This window comes from Clostridia bacterium, assembly GCA_017438525.1.
In the GTDB taxonomy this organism is placed as follows: Bacteria; Bacillota; Clostridia; order Oscillospirales; family RGIG8002; genus RGIG8002.
Genome location: JAFRVI010000004.1, coordinates 59,415 through 77,855 on the forward strand (window position 1 = coordinate 59,415; position 18,441 = coordinate 77,855).

The 18,441-nt window shown below is 51.7% G+C and carries 16 protein-coding genes; all 16 read left to right on the forward strand.

Annotated elements, in window-relative coordinates:
- The first annotated feature begins 12 nt into the window (after nucleotides 1–12).
- Entirely contained in the window at nucleotides 13–1,356 is a 1,344-nt protein-coding gene (locus IJL83_00575) for a hypothetical protein (GenBank protein ID MBQ6552104.1), read from the forward strand.
- 9 nt (nucleotides 1,357–1,365) lie between these two features.
- A complete protein-coding gene (locus IJL83_00580) occupies nucleotides 1,366–2,013 on the forward strand; it encodes a hypothetical protein (GenBank protein MBQ6552105.1) in 648 nt (215 codons plus the stop codon).
- A gap of 55 nt (nucleotides 2,014–2,068) precedes the next feature.
- Complete coding sequence (locus IJL83_00585; GenBank protein ID MBQ6552106.1) at nucleotides 2,069–2,275, forward strand: 4Fe-4S dicluster domain-containing protein; 207 nt, start codon at nucleotides 2,069–2,071, stop codon at nucleotides 2,273–2,275.
- Between the two features lie 16 nt (nucleotides 2,276–2,291).
- Nucleotides 2,292–3,356 carry a 3-methyl-2-oxobutanoate dehydrogenase subunit VorB gene (locus IJL83_00590; GenBank protein MBQ6552107.1) on the forward strand — a complete coding sequence of 355 codons (1,065 nt, stop codon included), beginning with the start codon at nucleotides 2,292–2,294 and terminating at the stop codon, nucleotides 3,354–3,356.
- The gene (locus IJL83_00595) at nucleotides 3,353–4,108 is read left to right on the forward strand and encodes a 2-oxoglutarate oxidoreductase (GenBank protein MBQ6552108.1); all 756 of its coding nucleotides are present in this window, start codon (nucleotides 3,353–3,355) and stop codon (nucleotides 4,106–4,108) included. Before IJL83_00590 ends, IJL83_00595 begins: the two co-directional genes overlap by 4 nt.
- The gene (locus tag IJL83_00600; GenBank protein ID MBQ6552109.1) at nucleotides 4,105–4,638 is read left to right on the forward strand and encodes a 2-oxoacid:acceptor oxidoreductase family protein; all 534 of its coding nucleotides are present in this window, start codon (nucleotides 4,105–4,107) and stop codon (nucleotides 4,636–4,638) included. The genes IJL83_00595 and IJL83_00600 overlap by 4 nt, the downstream gene beginning before the upstream one ends.
- A complete protein-coding gene (locus tag IJL83_00605) occupies nucleotides 4,635–5,792 on the forward strand; it encodes a 2-C-methyl-D-erythritol 2,4-cyclodiphosphate synthase (protein ID MBQ6552110.1) in 1,158 nt (385 codons plus the stop codon). The genes IJL83_00600 and IJL83_00605 overlap by 4 nt, the downstream gene beginning before the upstream one ends.
- A 333-nt stretch (nucleotides 5,793–6,125) precedes the next feature.
- Nucleotides 6,126–7,262, forward strand: coding sequence for an aminotransferase class V-fold PLP-dependent enzyme (locus tag IJL83_00610; GenBank protein ID MBQ6552111.1), 1,137 nt, complete (start codon nucleotides 6,126–6,128; stop codon nucleotides 7,260–7,262).
- A 113-nt stretch (nucleotides 7,263–7,375) separates the two neighbouring features.
- On the forward strand, nucleotides 7,376–8,218 hold the full coding sequence (gene cdaA, locus IJL83_00615) for a diadenylate cyclase CdaA (GenBank protein ID MBQ6552112.1): 843 nt from the start codon (nucleotides 7,376–7,378) through the stop codon (nucleotides 8,216–8,218).
- Nucleotides 8,218–9,507, forward strand: coding sequence for a hypothetical protein (locus IJL83_00620; protein ID MBQ6552113.1), 1,290 nt, complete (start codon nucleotides 8,218–8,220; stop codon nucleotides 9,505–9,507). The genes cdaA and IJL83_00620 overlap by 1 nt, the downstream gene beginning before the upstream one ends.
- 125 nt (nucleotides 9,508–9,632) lie before the next feature.
- Complete coding sequence (recJ, locus tag IJL83_00625; protein ID MBQ6552114.1) at nucleotides 9,633–11,648, forward strand: single-stranded-DNA-specific exonuclease RecJ; 2,016 nt, start codon at nucleotides 9,633–9,635, stop codon at nucleotides 11,646–11,648.
- Entirely contained in the window at nucleotides 11,641–13,800 is a 2,160-nt protein-coding gene (locus tag IJL83_00630; protein ID MBQ6552115.1) for a bifunctional (p)ppGpp synthetase/guanosine-3',5'-bis(diphosphate) 3'-pyrophosphohydrolase, read from the forward strand. Before recJ ends, IJL83_00630 begins: the two co-directional genes overlap by 8 nt.
- Nucleotides 13,801–13,816: 16 nt before the next feature.
- A complete protein-coding gene (gene hemZ / locus IJL83_00635; GenBank protein ID MBQ6552116.1) occupies nucleotides 13,817–15,247 on the forward strand; it encodes a coproporphyrinogen dehydrogenase HemZ in 1,431 nt (476 codons plus the stop codon).
- Between the two features lies 1 nt (nucleotide 15,248).
- The gene (locus IJL83_00640) at nucleotides 15,249–16,181 is read left to right on the forward strand and encodes a hypothetical protein (GenBank protein ID MBQ6552117.1); all 933 of its coding nucleotides are present in this window, start codon (nucleotides 15,249–15,251) and stop codon (nucleotides 16,179–16,181) included.
- Nucleotide 16,182: 1 nt separating this feature from the next.
- A complete protein-coding gene (queA, locus tag IJL83_00645) occupies nucleotides 16,183–17,202 on the forward strand; it encodes a tRNA preQ1(34) S-adenosylmethionine ribosyltransferase-isomerase QueA (protein MBQ6552118.1) in 1,020 nt (339 codons plus the stop codon).
- 8 nt (nucleotides 17,203–17,210) lie between these two features.
- The gene (tgt, locus tag IJL83_00650; GenBank protein MBQ6552119.1) at nucleotides 17,211–18,347 is read left to right on the forward strand and encodes a tRNA guanosine(34) transglycosylase Tgt; all 1,137 of its coding nucleotides are present in this window, start codon (nucleotides 17,211–17,213) and stop codon (nucleotides 18,345–18,347) included.
- The last annotated feature ends 94 nt before the right edge of the window (nucleotides 18,348–18,441 follow it).

Consider the following 18,441-nt stretch of genomic DNA (forward strand, 5'->3'; position numbering starts at 1 on the left):
AAGGGTAAGGATATGAAAAAAGCGCTGTCATTACTGGTTTTGCTTTCGATAGTCATTTCCGTTTGCGCGTTTGCGCCGTTCGTTGCCGAAGCGGCGCAGGTGATCAAAGTAGCTTGCATCGGCGACAGCATAACGTACGGCTACGGGCTTACGAGCTCGATGAGTTATCCGACAAAGCTCGAGGGATATTTGGGCTCCAACTATGAGGTGACGAATTTCGGCGAGGGAAGCGCTACCATGCTTTCTGACGGCAAGAAGCCGTATATCAGTCTTGATATTTATCAGCAGAGTCTGCAGTACGATTGCGACATAGTCGTTATCATGCTCGGCACGAACGACGGCAAGGAGTTTAACTGGGAAGGCAGTAATCCGAGAATAAACAAGTTCAAAAGCGAGCTTTCCGATCTGATTGATACCTACCGCGCGCTTCCTACTCATCCGACCGTTTACGTAATGACATCCCCCACGGTTTTCGAAAACGGGAGTTACGGCATCGTTCCCGCAAGAGTAACCGAAATATCCGGACTTCAAAAGGAAGTAGCCGCGGAAAAGGACTGTCCGGTTATCGATATGCACACTCTGACCGCAGATCAGAAGGATAAATTCCGCGACGACTACGTGCATCCCGAGGAATCCGGATACGACTTCATCGCGCAAAAAGTCGCGGAGCATATTCAGGCCTATCCCGGACGCGTCCCGGGTATCCCGCACAGTCTCGAAGTAAGGGATGCATCGAAAAGCGCTATTATTTCCTGGAAAATGACTGACAAAGGCGATCTTCCGATGATTTCATACAATGTGTATGTCAATGGGGAGCTTTCAACGACGAGTTCGGGATTGACCGCGCGAGTCGGGAAACTTGTCAACGGTCGGGAATACGAGATCCGCATTTCCGCGGTGAATGCCGTCGGAGAATCGGCGCTTTCCGAACCTGTCCTCGCGCATCCTACCGCCGCCGATCCTAAGGTTACCGGCGTAGAAGACGGAGCCGTTTATGATCTCGCGGACGGTGCGCCGGCGGCGAGTTGGAAGACTGCGACATCAGCTACGCTCGACGGCGAAGAATATGTCAAAGGTACGGAGATAACCGCCGAGGGAGAACATCTGCTTGTAGTAACTAATGATAATGTTGTCGTTACGATAGCGTTCACAGTGGTTAATTCGGCATTTATACAGGGCGATATGGACGGAGACGGCGAAGTAACGGTCGCGGACGCTCTTGCGGTTCTTCGCATCGCCGCGAAGCTTGTTCCGGAAACGTCCGAAGCAATACGCATCGGCGATATGGACGGAGACGGCGAAATCACCGTTTCCGACGCTTTGCGGGTCCTTCGTATAGCCGCAAAACTCGCATAAGGAATCACAATGAGCATATACGTAATCAGCGGTCACTACGGCTGCGGCAAAACGAATATTTCAATAAATCTGGCGTATAAGCTTCTGAAAGAGGGAAGCGCGGCGATATTCGATCTTGACGTCGTTAATCCGTATTTCCGTACCGCAGACTTCACGGATAAAATGCGTGCCGACGGTATCACCGTCGTTGCTCCCGTGTTCGCTAATACGAATCTTGATACACCTGCGCTGACCGGCGAATTCAGCAATATCTATACCGGAATCTACGACAACGTTATCGTGGACGTCGGCGGCGACGATTCCGGCGCGTTCGCGCTCGGTCAATATGCCGAGGGAATAGCGAAAAGCGGTTCCTGGCAGCATTGGTACGTTGTCAACTTCATGCGCACGCTGACGTTGACAACCGCTGATAATATCGAGCTCATGCGTGATATCGAGAACGCGGGCAAACTGCCGTTTACCGGAATCATTAACAACACCAACCTCGGCGCCGAGACTACCGCCGAGCTCGTCAGAGAATCGGTCGAAAAAGCGAAATCTCTTTCCGAGGCGTCAAATCTCCCGTTGCTTTATACCTCCGTAGAGACCGGTATCGAATGCGGAGATGTCGATTCTCCCGTTATGACGATTCAAATAACGACAAAGCGTTATTGGTAAGGCCACAACGATCAATGATCGTTGACATATACTCAATCTGAAGGGAAGTAAGAAAATGGCAAAAATCACAGTAGACGAAAACGTCTGTAAGGGATGCGGTCTTTGCGCGGACGCCTGTCCGAAAAAGATAATCAAACTCTCTGACAGCAAATTCAACAAAAAGGGCTATCCCGTCGCCGAAATGACCGACGAGAAAAGCTGCATCGGCTGCGCCTTCTGCGCGACCATGTGCCCGGATACGGCTATAACTGTCGAAAAGTAGAAAGGAAGATGACAGAATGAGCGAAAAAGTATTGATGAAGGGCAACGAAGCCGTTGCGGAATCGGCGATAAGAGCCGGCTGCAGACACTTCTTCGGCTATCCGATAACGCCTCAGACGGAAGTCGCGGCGTATTTCGCGAAGCGTATGCCCAAAATAGGCGGAACGTATCTCCAGGCGGAGAGCGAAATTGCCGCTATAAACATGGTGCTCGGAGCCGGCGGCTCAGGCGCGAGAGCGATGACTTCTTCGTCTTCGCCCGGAATCAGTCTTAAAACCGAGGGTATTTCTTATATCTGCGGTTCCGACGTTCCGTGCGTTATTATGAATATCGAGCGCGGCGGCCCCGGACTCGGCGGAATTCAGCCCTCTCAGTCCGACTATTATCAGGCGACGAAAGCCCCCGGCCACGGCGATCTTCACGTCATCGTCCTCGCTCCGTCCGGAGTTCAGGAGATGGCGGATATCACCTATAACGCCTTCGATCTCGCGGAAAAATACCGTATGCCTTGCCTTATCCTCGGCGACGGCATACTGGGGCAGATGATGGAGCCCGTGGAGCTTCCCGAGCCGAAGGAAGTCTCGGCGGCCGATAAGCCCTGGGCCGCCTGCGGTCACGGAAACAAGCGTGAGCACAATATCATCAACTCGCTTTACCTCGACCCTGCGGAGCTTGAAAACAAGGTGAGAGCGAGATATGAGCGCTACGCGCAGATAGAGGAAAACGAGGTCCGTTACGAAGAGTATAAGACCGAGGACGCCGATATCATCATAACCGCGTTCGGCGCTACCTCCAGAGTCGCCAAAAGCGCGATCAATACCGCGCGAGATATGGGAATAAAGGCGGGACTAATTCGGCCCATCACGCTTTGGCCGTTCCCGAAAAAGATCATAGCGAAGCGTGCCGAAACGGCAAAAGCGTTCCTTTCGGTCGAAATGAATATGGGGCAGATGGTCGACGACGTCCGTCTCGCCGTCAACGGCAAAAAGCCCGTATACTTCTTCGGCCGCACCGGCGGAATCGTTCCCACGGCGGAAGAGATTATCGCCGAGCTTGAAAAGATCAACGGAGGTGCGAAATGAGCATCGTATTCAAAAAGACAAGTATGCTGACCGATGCGCCGCTGTCGTATTGCCCCGGCTGCACTCACGGAATAATCACGCGCCTCGTCGCGGAGGTCGTTGACGAGATGGGACTCGCCGGCGATACCATCGGTATCGCGCCGGTCGGATGCTCCGTCCTCGCGTATAACTTCTTCTCCTGCGATATGATCCAGGCGCCTCACGGACGCGCTCCGGCAGTCGCTACCGGCGTTAAGAGAGCGCATCCCGACAAGACCGTCTTCACCTATCAGGGAGACGGAGACCTCGCCGCGATCGGTACCGCCGAAACTATCCATTCCGGCGCGCGCGGAGAGAATATATGCATTTTCTTCGTCAACAACGCTATCTACGGTATGACCGGCGGTCAGGTCGCTCCCACGAGTCTGCCCGGACAGGTCACGCAGACCACTCCCTACGGCCGTGACGTCAAGTATTCCGGCAACCCCATCCGCGTATGCGAAATGATGGCTACGGTTACCGGCACGGCTTACGTCGAAAGAGTCGCGGTCGACTGCGTCAAGAACGTCCGCCACGCTAAAGAAGCCATACGCAAGGCGTTCACCATGCAGCAGGAGAAGAAGGGCCTTTCGCTCGTCGAATTCCTTTCTACCTGTCCGACAAACTGGGGACTCACCCCGGTCAAAGCGCTTGAGTGGCTTCGCGAGAATCTCATGGCGTATTATCCGCTCGGCGTTTATAAAGACGTCACCGCAGAGGAGGAAGCGAAATGATTGACACCAGTATCATAATCGCCGGTTTCGGCGGGCAGGGTATACTCTTCACCGGCAAGGTGCTCGCTTACGCGGGAATGGTTGACGGCATCAACGTTTCGCACCTGCCGTCATACGGCCCCGAAATGCGCGGCGGCACCGCCAACTGCACCGTCTGCCTCTGCGAAGAGCCCGTCGCTTCTCCGCTCGTGACGCGTCCCGATATGATCATCGTGATGAACCAGCCCTCTTACGACAAGTTTAAGGGCTGCGTGAAAAAGGGTGGCAAGATATTCCTCGACAGCTCGCTCATTTCCGAGTGGGAGGAAGTGGAAGGCGTGGAATCATTCGCGATCCCCGCGACCGAACTCGCGAGAAACAACGACCTGAAAGGTCTCGCCAACATGATAATGCTCGGCAAGGTTCTTAAAGAGACCAGCATTTTCGGCGTTCCGGAAATCGAGGCCGGACTTAAAAAGGCCGTTCCCGAAAAGAAAGCGCACCTGATACCCTCCAACGTCAAAGCCGTCGAACTCGGTATGTCGCTATGACCGGACGTATCGGAGCGGTTATCGCCGCCGCGGGAAGCTCCGCCAGGATGGGCGGAATCGATAAGATGCTTGCGCTCGTCGGCGGTATGCCGGTGATAGCGCGAACTTGTCTTGCCTTCGAGGCGAACGGTAACGTTTCCGAAATCGTTGTAGTTGCAAAAAGTGATAACGTCGCCGCCGTCAGGGAAATCCTTGACGGCTGCGGCATTTCAAAGCTGAAGGCGGTCGTCGCGGGCGGCGAAACGCGCGCTGAATCCGTCAGAAACGGCGTGAACCGGCTTTCCGATTGCGAGTATATCGCCATTCACGACGGCGCCAGACCGTTCGTTTCGCAAAAACTGATTAATGAATGTGCCGAAACCGCGTATGAACACGGATCTGCTGTTCCTGTTATACCTTCTTTTGACACTCTTAAAACCGTCTCGGACGGAGTCGTTACCGGAACAGTAGACAGAAGCGCCGTTTACCGTGTGCAAACACCGCAGATCTTCAAAACGGAGCTTTACGTCAAAGCGCTTGACAAGTTTGCCGACAGCGGATTCACGGACGACTGCGCCATGCTTGAGGAGGCAGGTGAAAACGTCGCAGTTTGCGGCGGCGACGAGGAGAATATCAAAATCACCGTGCCGTCAGACTTGAAATACGGTACATTCCTTGCGGAAGGGGATAATAAAGTGATAAGAACCGGTTTCGGATATGACGTACACCGCCTCGTCGAAGGCAGAAAGCTGATTCTTTGCGGCGTTGACGTTCCGTTCGAAAAAGGATTGCTCGGGCATTCAGATGCCGACGTCGCGCTGCACGCGCTTATGGACGCCTTACTCGGAGCCGCGGCGCTCGGAGATATCGGCGGACTTTTCCCGGACAACGACGACAAATACGCAGGCGCAAACAGTATGAATCTGCTGAACACCGTCGTTGACATTGTTTTTGACAACGGGTATACAATCGGCAATATAGATGTTACGATCATTGCGCAGCGCCCGAAGCTTGCTCCGTTTATCGATGAAATGAGACGCTATATCGCTTCGGCGTGCCGGATCGAGACCGGGTGCGTGAGTGTCAAGGCGACCACGGAGGAAGGACTCGGTTTCACCGGTTCAGGCGAAGGCATTTCGGCAACTGCCGTTTGCACGTTAAACGGCAAAACGTAACAATTCTTATAATTCTTTAACGCTGCGCCTTTTGCGCGAGCCATACGCTCCGCGAAAGGCGTTTTTTTATTATCACGATAAAGCCGCGGGCCGATCCCGCACACGGCGGAGCCGCATATAATAGACGGGTGATCAATATGAAAAAGATTATTTTCCGTTCAATGTCGACCGCGCTCAACGCCGCGGACGTTTTGAAATCTCATGGCATAATTTCCCGTCCGGTACGCGGAGGAAACGCAAGATGCGGTTGCTGTATAGAACTTGTGCTGAACAGCGGCAGCTTTTCCGAAGCGGAACGGATACTTGATGCACACGCCTTCAAATATGAAGTGAGTGATTGAATTGATATACTTTGATAACGCGGCGACGACTTTTCCAAAGCCGAACGCCGTTATTAACGCCGTTATCAATACGGCGCGAAGGCGCTGCGGCAATCCCGGCAGGGGAGGGCACGCGCTTGCCCGCGCCGCCGACGCCGAAGTTTACCGTTGCAGAAAGGCAATCAAAGAATTCTTTAACGCGCCGTCAACAGACAGCGTTGTGTTTACGAATAACACAACCGCGGCGCTTAACACCTGCATTTTCGGATTGATTAATTCCGGAGACCGCGTTATTACCACAGATTATGAGCATAATTCCGTCAGACGCCCGCTTCATCGTCTGAACGGGGTAACCGTCAGAAAAGCAAAGGTGGACTTTGACAGCGCCGACGCAACACTCGCGGAGTTCAAAAAAATGCTTGCCGACGGCGCGGAATGGCTTGTTGTTTCACACGCGTCAAACGTATGCGGCAAAACGATACCGTTGCGCGAAATATGCGTTGCCGCGCACATGGCGGGAACGCGCGTCATCGTTGACGCCGCGCAGTCGGCCGGTTACCTGAAAATCAACGTTGATGCAGATAAAATAGATTATTTGTGCGCGCCCGGACACAAGGGACTGTACGGACCGCAAGGCACCGGCTTTATCATTATAAACGGTGCAGCGCCTAAACCTTTGCTTGTCGGCGGGACAGGGAGCAATTCGTTATCTCCGGATCAGCCGGATTACACTCCGGACGCGCTTGAAAGCGGGACGCTGAACGTTCCCGCGATCAGCGGACTACGTGAGGGGATAAGCTATTTGAATTCTATCGGAGCAGAGAACCTTCACAAGCGCGAGATTTCTCTTGTTCAAAGAGCGTATCGCGGGCTCGAAAGCATAAACGGGGTTATTCTTTACACTTCCGCGCCTTCCTTGAACGACTCGCCGGTGCTTACGTTCAACCTGAAAGGGAAGACTTCATTTGAAGCCGCACGGCTTTATGATAATTACGGAATATGCCTTCGCGCAGGATACCATTGTGCGCCCGACGCCCATGCGAAACTCGGTACTTCAGAGTACGGAACGGTCCGTTTGAGTGTCGGAGCGTTCAATACGGCGCGCGAAATCGATTATTTCCTCAAAATCACGCAAAAAATATTAAAATAATCTACAAAACTATTTGCGTATTAGGAAAATGTATGCTAAAATATAAGCAGGAAACTACAGACCTTTTAAACTGTTGATTTTCAAGCATAAAGAGAAAGGAAGACAAATCGGGTATGACGATACAACTATTCGGTTTATCGCCGATATACGTTCAGTGGAACGACTTACTCGACATACTGATCGTTGCTTTCGTCGTGTATAAAGCGATCAAGCTTTTCAAAGAAACCCGTGCCATTCAGCTTTTGAAGGGCGTGGCGTTGCTCGTTGCGGCGTTTTTCGTTTCCGGTTGGCTTGAGCTGCGGAGCTTGAACTTCATCCTCCGCAACACGCTTGAAATTGGTTTGTTTGCCCTTATCGTTTTGTTCCAACCTGAGCTGAAGCGTGCGCTTGAACGCCTCGGCGGCAGACGTTTACGCAAATTCTTCGGATTCAGATCTTCCGGTGAAGATGCTGATATCAAAACGCTCAATATGATCGACTCCATTTGCGAGGCGGTCGGATACTTCAAAGAGACGAAAACCGGCGCGCTGATCGTTATAGAGCGTACGACACCGATCGGCGACATCATAGCGACAGGTACCTCGATCGACGCGGATATTTCCGCACGGCTTCTTGAGAATATCTTTTTCAAGGGCGCCGCGCTTCACGACGGAGCTGCTGTTATCCGTGACAACAAGCTCTGCGCAGCCGGCTGCTTGCTTCCGCTTTCACAGAACATGACGATCAGCGCGGAGCTTGGCACGCGTCACCGTGCCGCAATCGGTATGAGCGAAAACAGCGACGCCGTCGTGATAATCGTATCTGAAGAGACCGGCTATATCTCCGTTGCCCTCGGCGGCGGTCTGCAGAAAAATCTTTCAAAGGACCAGCTCAACTCCAAGTTGAGAACGATACTGCTTCAGAACACCGGCGAACGCGGGAGGTTCTTCCGTTCGCAGAAAGGGGGCAAGCAATAATGAAAACCGATCTCAAAGCTAAAGCTAAGTCGTGGTTTACAAAAGACAAGATACTGCTTTATATCATTTCGTTCGTTGTTGCCGTTGCCCTCTGGGCCGCTGTAATCATCTACGCCAATCCCGATACCACCATCGTCATACAAAAAGTCCCAGTTCGCATAAATACAAGCTCGCAGGACGCTGTATCGCTTTCAATAGTTTCCGGCAAGATTGAAACCGTTGACGTTGAAGTAAAAGCGCCGCGCAGTCAAGTCCCGTCGCTTAACACCGAAAGCGTTACTGCGGAGATCGATCTGACCGGCGAAACAAAATCCGGCACTTATGAAAAAGCGATAGAAGTATCGTCGAACAGCGAGTTCGTTAAGATAATCTCCGTTTCGCCCGCGACTACTACTATTGTTCTCGACGTTACTGAGAGCAAGACGCTTCTGATCGAAGTTGACGACGGCGGATACGCTGCTCCGGAAGGGTATTATATCGCTTCTCCATCCCTTTCAACCGACAGTGTCAAGATTACCGGCCCGAAGGCGGTCATCGATGGCGTATCGAGGGCTGTGGTCGATGTTCAGATTGAAGAGGACAGCGTCGGTATTATCGACTTTAGGGACTGTCCGATTCGCTTCGTTGACGCAAATGGCGAGGATGTCGACTTTGCCTCCGCAACTGCGGATGTCGATAAGGTTACCGTATCCGTGCCGATCATCAGGCGTAAGGTCGTTGAACTGAAGCTTGATTTCACGAACACGCCGATGCTTACAGACGACTATTACAAGCTGACCTATTCGATAGGCGATGAAACCTACTCCGAGCTTGAGGATATTGAGATCGCAGCTGTCGACGACGTTTATGAGGAGATATCGTCTATAACGATCGGCACGCTGGATTTCTCAAGGATTTATTCCAGAAGCTACACGACTGAATTTACGCTTGATATGCCTACCGGCGTTACGAATATTTCCGGTATAACAACTGTTGGCGTTACAATCGAATTCACGGGAATGACGACAGACAGCATAACCATTCTGCCGGAAGATATCATCCTGAAGAACGTCCCGTCCGGTAAGACCGCGGCCATAACTTCAAAGTCGCTCCGTGTGACGATTTGCGGTTCTTCTGCTTCAGTTAAACTCGCAAAGAGTAACGGAGTTGAAGCTGCGGTAACACTTTCCGCCACATCTGCCGGCGTACGCGAATACCCGGTTTCCATCAATTTCGGTGAGCTCCAGAACGTCTGGGTCTACGTTTCCGACGGCGCATCCGCCCCGGCAGTTAATGTGGAAATTAAATAGCATGTGATTCAATACCGCATCATCTCTCGCTCAATTCGGGCGAGAGATGATGCTATACTCCGGCGGGAAGCACCTTCCCGCGCTTTTGGTTAGTTAATGAAGTTTTACGATATAAGAGGGAAGTTATGCGAAAGAACTGGATAGTCAAGATCCCCGACAAAACCGCGGAGCGTTCGATCATGTCCGAACTGCATTTATCGCGCGTAACCGCGAGCGTGCTCGCTTCGCGCGGTTTTAAGGACACCGCGGAAGCGGAAGAATTCCTTTCCCCGAAGCACGAATCCGAGCCGGATCCGATGCTTATGACTGATATGGACAGGGCCGTCGCGAGAATACGCGATGCAATGTGTTCTGATGAAACTATCGGGATAATCGGAGACTATGACGTGGACGGAATAACCGCCACTGCAATTTTATTCAAGTATTTTTCGCGCGCCGGTGTACGCGTAATCTATCATATTCCGTCCCGCGACGGCGAGGGATACGGCATCAGTGTAGACACGCTGCGGCGCCTAAAGGAGCTCGGATGCTCTCTCGTTATATCAGTTGACTGTGGTATCACGGCTGTTGAAGAGGCGGAGTTCGCAAGGTCCATCAACCTCGATATGATAGTTACAGACCATCATGAAGTTGGGGAGACCATCCCCGACTGCACTGCTGTAATCAATCCCAAGCGTCCCGGAGACGCGTATCCTTATTCAAAGCTTTCGGGAGTCGGAGTTGCTTATAAGCTTATCTGCGCTCTTGGAGTCAAGGAGCATAACGAGGAATACATCGCCTTTGCCGCGCTCGGTACGCTCGCGGACATGATGCCCGTCACAGGCGAAAACCGCAATCTCGTTATCAAAGGAATGCAATATATCCGTTCAGGCGTAAATGTCGGTCTTTCTCAACTCATGAGTAAAGCCGGCGTATCTGCAAACCGATTCAACTCATTCTCGGTTTCTTTCATACTCGCTCCGAGGATGAATGCTGCCGGCAGGATAGAGAGTGCCGAAACCGCGTTGAAGCTTCTGCTCGAAGATGACGAATACGCTGCCGGACTGATAGCCGAAAAACTCTGCTCACTGAACAAGACGCGGCAGGAAACCGAAGCCGAGATATTCCGCCAGGCAGTTGAAACAGTCGAAAGTGACGAGAGCTATAAAGATGATAAAATTATAGTACTCTATAACGAAAGCTGGCACCAGGGTGTTATCGGCATCGTTGCGGCAAAGATTACCGAGAAATATGAAAAACCCGCTATACTTTTCACCCTTGCCAACGGGACCGGTAAAGGATCCGGGAGAAGCGTATCCGGATTCTCTATACATAAAGCCGTATCCGACTGTTCAGAGCTGCTGACAAATTTCGGCGGGCATGAGTATGCGGTCGGACTCGGTATCGAAATTGAAAAGATCCCCGAATTCCGAAAGAAGATCAACGAGATTACCTCGCAGATCGATATTCCTCCGAGGCAACTGGAAATAGACACGGAAATATACCCCGACGAGCTTTCTATTGATACCGTGAGGAGTATCGGGGTGCTTGAACCTTATGGAGAGGGAAATGCGCAGCCGGTTTTCATACTCTGCGACGCAAAACTTACGTACCTGAAGCTTGTCGGTGAAAAGCATACCCGCATATCCCTGCGATGCGGACGTCTCGGATACGATGCGATTTATTACAATGCGATTCCCGAAGGTCTTGATGTTTCCGTCGGCGACGCTGTCGATGTCGCGTTCACGCTCGGCATAAACGAGTATAACGGACAGGAGAACCTCCAAATCATTGTCAAAGATATTTCGCCTGCCGGCACATTCGACGCTGATATCGAGCGTTTCAGAGTCGTTAAGGCAAGCGGTATGCTTGAGGACAAAAACGATGTCCCCGGTTTTTCCGACTTTGAGCGCGTTTACAGGGCGCTTCTTCGTTCCGGAGAGGGCATTATCCGCCCCGATGCGTTCGCTTCCGAGCTTTCGGCGATCGGTGAACCGATATCCACCCTCAAACTGCTGATAATACTTTCCGTGTTTTCCGAGCTTTCGCTCGTAAACGTATCCAACAACGGTTCTTCACTTGATTTCAGCGTGATCAAAGACGCTCCGAAGACCGACCTTTCGCATTCCGAACTCTTGAGGAGAATAAAACAAAATGTCTGAACTCGAAACTATGTGGAACCAACTTGAAGATAAACTGCGCTCCACAGGTCTTCCATATGAATACGACAGAATAAAGCTTGCTTTTGACACCGCATCCAAAGCGCATGGTGAACAACGTCGAAAGACCGGTGAGCTGTATATTCATCATCCCGTCGAAGTCGCCATAATCCTCGCGGATATCAATCTCGATAACGAGACGATCATGGCAGCTTTGCTTCACGATGTTGCAGAAGACACCGATATGACGATAGAAGATATTCGCAAGCTGTTCGGTGATCAGGTTGCGGAGCTTGTCGACGGTGTAACGAAGCTCGGTCAAATCTCTTACTTCACTTACGTCGAGCAGCAGGTGGAGAATATGCGCAAAATGCTTATCGCGATGGCGAAGGATGCGCGCGTTATCATCATAAAGCTTGCAGACCGCCTCCACAATATGCGTACGATCGAAGGGCTCGACCCGCAGAAACAGCGCGACAAGGCGAAGGAAACTATGGAAATCTTCGCCCCGCTTGCGCACCGGCTTGGTATCCAGCGCATAAAACACGAACTCGAAGACAGAGCCGTTCACGTCCTCGATCCCATCGGCTGCCGCGAGATAGAAGAAGCCCTTGAGGAACGCAGTCAGTCACGAGACAAAATACTTGAATCCATACGCCTTAAGCTTGAGGAACGTCTTTCCACATCCGGTATAAAGCTTCATATCGAAGGCAGGCGCAAGAGCGTCTATTCGATTTATCGCAAAATGTTTATGCAGGGCAAGTCTCTTGATGAGATCTACGATATTTTCGCGTACAGGATCATCGTTGATACGGTTGCAGACTGCTATGCGATACTCGGCATCGTGCATGATGAGTTTACGCCGATTACATCGCGCTTCAAAGACTATATTTCCACACCGAAGCCGAATATGTATCAGTCGATACATACCACTGTCGTCGGCAACGAAGGCATTCCCTTTGAAGTCCAGATACGCACATGGGATATGCATTATACGGCTGAATACGGAATCGCTGCACACTGGAAGTATAAGTCCGGCGAAAAAAACAGCAAGGATCTGGAAGAGCGCCTCGCCTGGGTAAGACGTCTGCTCGAAAATCAGGAAGACGACGATCCCGAAGACGTTATGCAGTCACTGAAGCTCGACCTTTCCCTCGACGAAGTTTTCGTTTTTACTCCGAAAGGCGACGTCATCAATCTGCCCACGGGTTCATGCGTCATAGACTTCGCATACGCGATTCACAGCGGCGTCGGCAACAGCATGGTCGGCGCAAAGGTCGGGGGCAAAATCGTGCCTTTCGACTACGTACTGCAAAACGGCGATATAGTTTCGATAATCACGACGTCTGCCGAAGGCCATGGTCCGAGCCGCGACTGGCTGAAGATAATCAAGACGAGCGAAGCCAGAAACAAGATACGTCAATGGTTCAAAAAAGAGCGCCGTGAGGAGAATATCGAGCAGGGTAAATCGATGCTCGAGGTTGAGCTTCGCGCGAACTTTATCAGCGTTCCCGACGAGAGCAGGGAAGAGTTTTTAGACGGGATCGCGCAGATTTATAAGTATCCGAACGCTACTGAGCTTTTCAACGCTATCGGCTACGGCGGCATCAGTGTTTCGAGAATGATTCCGAAAATTAAAGAAGAATTCACGAAGCAGTTCCGCGATGTTGCAATACAATCCCACGCTGTTTCCGCGCAGAAGAAGATCTCGGGCGGCGTGATCATAGAAGGGCTGGATAATTGCCTTGTCAAATTCGCCAAATGCTGCAATCCCGTGCCCGGTGACGACATTATTGGCTTTGTAACGCGCGGATACGGCGTTTCCGTCCACAGAAAAGACTGCCGTGTTATCAACGATCACATTAAAACCAACGGCAACGAGCGCATTTTAAGCGCTTCCTGGGCTGCAAGCGCAAACGAACGTTTCATTGCATCGATAAAGATAATCGCTCACGACAGATACGGGCTCCTTGCGGATATAACTCAGCTTTGCGCTCAGATGCATTTACTCCTCACGTTTGTCAACTCGAGATTATCCAAAGACGGCTCCGTTGTTACCGACATAACACTCGAGGTTGAAAGTTCCTCACATCTGGAGCAGATCTGCGCGCGGCTTGAAAAGATAAGCGGAGTAACCGAGATAAAGAGAGTATAGCTTCCGGAGACGTCATATGAAGTTTGAACATATAGGACATTCCTATATTCAGTACGCCGAAAACGTCGCGCGCATGTTTTTCAGAGACTCTACGGATGCCGCTGTTACAACTAAACTGTCGCGCTGCGAAGACGTAACGCGGCTATCGGCTTCCGTTGCTTATGGCGGGAAGACCGAAGCCGCGGATATTATTGTCAACAACAACTCGTGCGATTATGTCAAGGATTGTAAACACGGCCTCGGCGTGTGCGTATACAACGCTTGCGGCGCCGTTACAGGTATTTCTTTGCCGTTCGGCGTGCTCTGCGGCGTCCGTCCGGCGAAAATAGCGACCGATATCCTGCTTGCCGGAGGCAGCGAAGAAGACGCGTACAGGCATTACGTAGACGATCTTAAGGTGTTTCCGGAAAAAGCGCGGTCCTGCGTAGCGGTTGCGTCAGAACAGAAAGACCTTCTGGCGCGCGATAATGAAAAACGCTGCAATCTTTACGTTTCAATCCCGTTTTGCCCGAGCAGATGCAATTACTGCTCCTTCGTCAGCCATTCGATAGAACGCGCCGGAAAGCTCGTCGAGCCCTATCTGGATATACTGATAGATGAGTTGAAAACCGCGGCAGAGATTATCAAAGACGCGTCTTTGATAAACGACGCTGTGTATGTGGGCGGGGGAACGCCCGGGATCCTTTCGGCTGATCAGACTCGTCGACTTTGCAGCGCTGTAAATAAACACTTTCCCAACCGCACTGAATTCACTTATGAATTCGGCAGGGCAGACGTAGCTTCCGCGGATAAGTTCGATATTCTTAAATCGTCCGGCGTGACAAGAATCTGCATAAATCCTCAGATACTCTCGGACGAGGTTCTTGAAAAGAACGGACGGCGTCATACCGTCGAACAGTTTTACAATGCTTTCAAAGCCGCGAGAAACGCAGGGTTTGACAATATCAACTGTGACGTTATCGCCGGACTTCCGTATTCAACCGCAGAAGTGTTTTCCGATACCGTAAGAAACCTTATCGCGCTCGGGGCGGACGATATAACGATGCACACGCTTGCTTTGAAGCGTTCTTCCGACTACTACGAAGAATCGCTGAGTATTGACCATGGCCTTGCCGAGAGTTCCTTTGACGCCGCCGAAAAGATCCTTCACGAAGCCGGATACCGTGAATACTATATGTACCGACAGAAGCGCGCCGGAGGCAACCTTGAAAACAAAGGATATGCTCTCAGCGGCAAAAAAAGCATTTATAATATACTTATGATGAGCGACGCCGAAACAGTAATTTCCGTAGGCTCAGGCGGGATCACGAAGCTTGTTGCCGACGGCGGTAAGACAATCAAACGCATATGCAACTATAAATACCCGTACGAATACATAGAGAAACCGGATAAGATAAAACAAAACTCATCTTTTATCAAAGAATTTTATTCTGCAAGGAGTATATGATATGAGCGGAAGAATAATCAAACTTGAAGAAATAGTGTCTGAATTCGAAAAGGACCCGCGCGGCTATATCGACGCGGCTGAAAACGAATACAAATCCAGGCTCAAAGCAATCTCCGACCGCGTGCTGTACAGCGATGAGCGGCGCGACATCCTTTTGATTTCCGGGCCGTCAAGTTCCGGAAAGAGCACGACCGCGGAGCTTATCCGTCAGAACCTCGTTGCAGGCGGTATGGATTGCGTTACGCTGTCGACGGACGATTTCTTCTTTGACAAGGACGAGATGAACGCCTACGAAGTCGGATTCGACTTCGAGTCTCCTACTATTGTCAACGAACTGCTGCTTCTCGATAAAATCAACCAGCTTTTCGTTCGGGGCGAAGCGTATCTGCCGCGATTTGACTTTGTAAGCGGACGCAAGGTCTACAAATCGCAGAAAGAAAAGTTGTCTTCCAGGGGCGCTTTGATCATAGAGGGAATTCACGCGCTCAACAAGGACGTTATCGCGGTCGGAAACGAAATCGACACAGTCAGAGTCTACGTTTCAACCGCTTCTTCGATCGCGCTTGACGATGAAGTCATATCAGGCAGGGACCTCCGCCTCGCCCGACGCATAATACGCGACAGCAAATTCAGGGGAACTCCGCTCGAAGGCACCGTGGATATGTGGGAGAGTGTATGCGCCGGTGAAGATAAACACATTGCTCCGCATAAGGATTCCGCCGATTACGTAATAGATACCCTTATGCCGTATGAGCCGTTTATGCTGCGCAAAAGAATGATCAAGCTTATCAACGCCGCCTTCAGAAAATATGCGCACGATCCGGATATCGAAGCGCTGACAAGACTATATGAAAGGTGCCCGGACGCCGATTCCGGAATGATCCCCGGCGATTCGCTGCTGCGCGAGTTTATCGGCGGAGGCATCTATGGGTGAGTTGAGACGTTCCGATTACTTCTACGATCTTCCGGAAGAACTCATCGCACAGACGCCCGCGGAAAAGCGCGATTTCTCCCGTCTGATGACCGTCAATCGACATACGGGAGAAACGTCGGATAAGCATTTTAACGACATAATAGACCTGCTTGAGACGGGCGATTGTCTGGTGTTGAATAACACGAAAGTCATACCCGCGAGGGTATTCGGCAGGAACGAGGCGGGCAGAGAGTTCGAAGTTCTCCTGCTCCGCGACAGGGGAGACGACGTCTGGGAATGCCTGCTGCGTCCGGCGCGCAAAGCGAAGGAAGGCGAGCCGATAGTTTTCGGAGACGAGCTGACAGGCAGGGTAACCGACGTTATCGAAGACGGCAACCGCCTGATCAAGTTTGAGTATAATGGCATTTTCAACGAAATACTCGACCGTGTCGGTACCGCACCGCTGCCGCCGTACATAAAGAGCCGCGCCTCCGATCCGTCACGCTACCAGACGGTCTATGCGAAATACGACGGGTCTGCCGCTGCGCCGACGGCCGGTCTCCACTTTACGGATGAACTCCTTGAAAAAATACGCGCCAAAGGCGTCGATACCGCTTTTCTTACGCTTCACGTCGGTCTCGGCACGTTCCGTCCCGTTAAAGAAGACGACCTTACGAAACACGTTATGCACAGCGAGTGGTACGAGCTGCCTGAGGATGCCGCCGTTAAAATCAACGCCGCCAAGCGGCGCGGCGGACGCGTTATCTCCGTCGGCACTACCAGCTGCCGCACCCTCGAAACCGTCGCGTCAAAGTTCGGCGAAATACGCGCAGACAGCGGGGAGACGAGCATCTTCATTTATCCCGGATATGAATTCAAATGCATCGACGCGCTGATAACAAATTTTCATCTGCCGGAAAGCACGCTGATAATGCTCGTTTCGGCATTTTCGAGCCGCGAGATAATACTCAACGCGTACAAGGAAGCCGTTGAAAAGAAATACAGATTCTTTTCCTTCGGCGACGCTATGCTCTTATATTGAGGTAATTTATGGCAAAATTCACTCTGCTGAAAACCGAAGGAAACGCACGCCTCGGCCGATTCGAAACCGTCCACGGCACAGTCGAAACACCGGCGTTCATGAACGTCGGGACCGCCGCGGCGATAAAGGGCGGTTTGTCTACCGCCGACCTCGAGGAGATCGGCTGCCAGGTCGAACTGTCTAACACGTATCACCTGCATCTGCGTCCGGGCGACGAGGTGATAAAGACGCTCGGCGGAATACATAAGTTTTTCAGCTGGGACCGTCCGGTGCTTACCGACAGCGGCGGATTCCAGGTGTTTTCGCTTGCGCCCCTGCGTAAGATAAGCGAAGAGGGTGTGGCGTTCGCCTCTCATATCGACGGACGGAAGATATTCATGCGCCCCGAAGACAGTATGCGCATACAGTCAAATATTGCATCCACAATAGCGATGGCGTTCGACGAATGCGTCGAGAACCCCGCGAAGTACGACTACGCCGCCGTTTCATGCGAACGCACCGCGCGCTGGCTCGCGCGCTGCAAAGCGGAAATGGAGCGTCTCAATTCGCTTCCGGATACCATAAACAAGCAGCAGCTTCTTTTCGGGATAAATCAGGGCTGCACTTTTGACGACCTGCGCGTTGCGCATATGCAGCGGATTGCCGAAATGGACCTTGACGGATACGCCATCGGAGGACTCGCCGTAGGCGAATCAAACGAAGAGATGTATCATATCATCGAGCAGGTCGAGCCGCATATGCCCACGGATAAGATACGTTATCTTATGGGGGTCGGCACTCCCGCTAATATAATCGAAGGCGTCGCGCGCGGCGTCGATCTTTTCGACTGCGTTATGCCCGCCAGAAACGCCAGGCACGGACATCTATTCACACATAACGGCATAATCAATCTCAATAACGCCAAATACGTTACCGACGCTTCGCCGATTGAGGACGGGTGCGGCTGTCCGACCTGCCGCAGATACTCCAAAGCGTATATCCGCCATCTTTTGAGGGCCGACGAAGCGCTCGGCAAGCGCCTCGCGGTAATACACAACCTCTGGTTCTACAATCACCTTATGGTCGAGATAAGAGATGCGATTGCGGAAGGACGTTTCGCCGCCTATGCCGCGGCCGCCATCCCCAAGGTTTCGGTAAGGATCTGAACGCAGTATCATTCATACCCGCGGTCTCCGCGGGTATTTTTGTTTGCTCAAATGTAATAGTATCGTCACGCCGGCAATATACTTTCTTGTACAA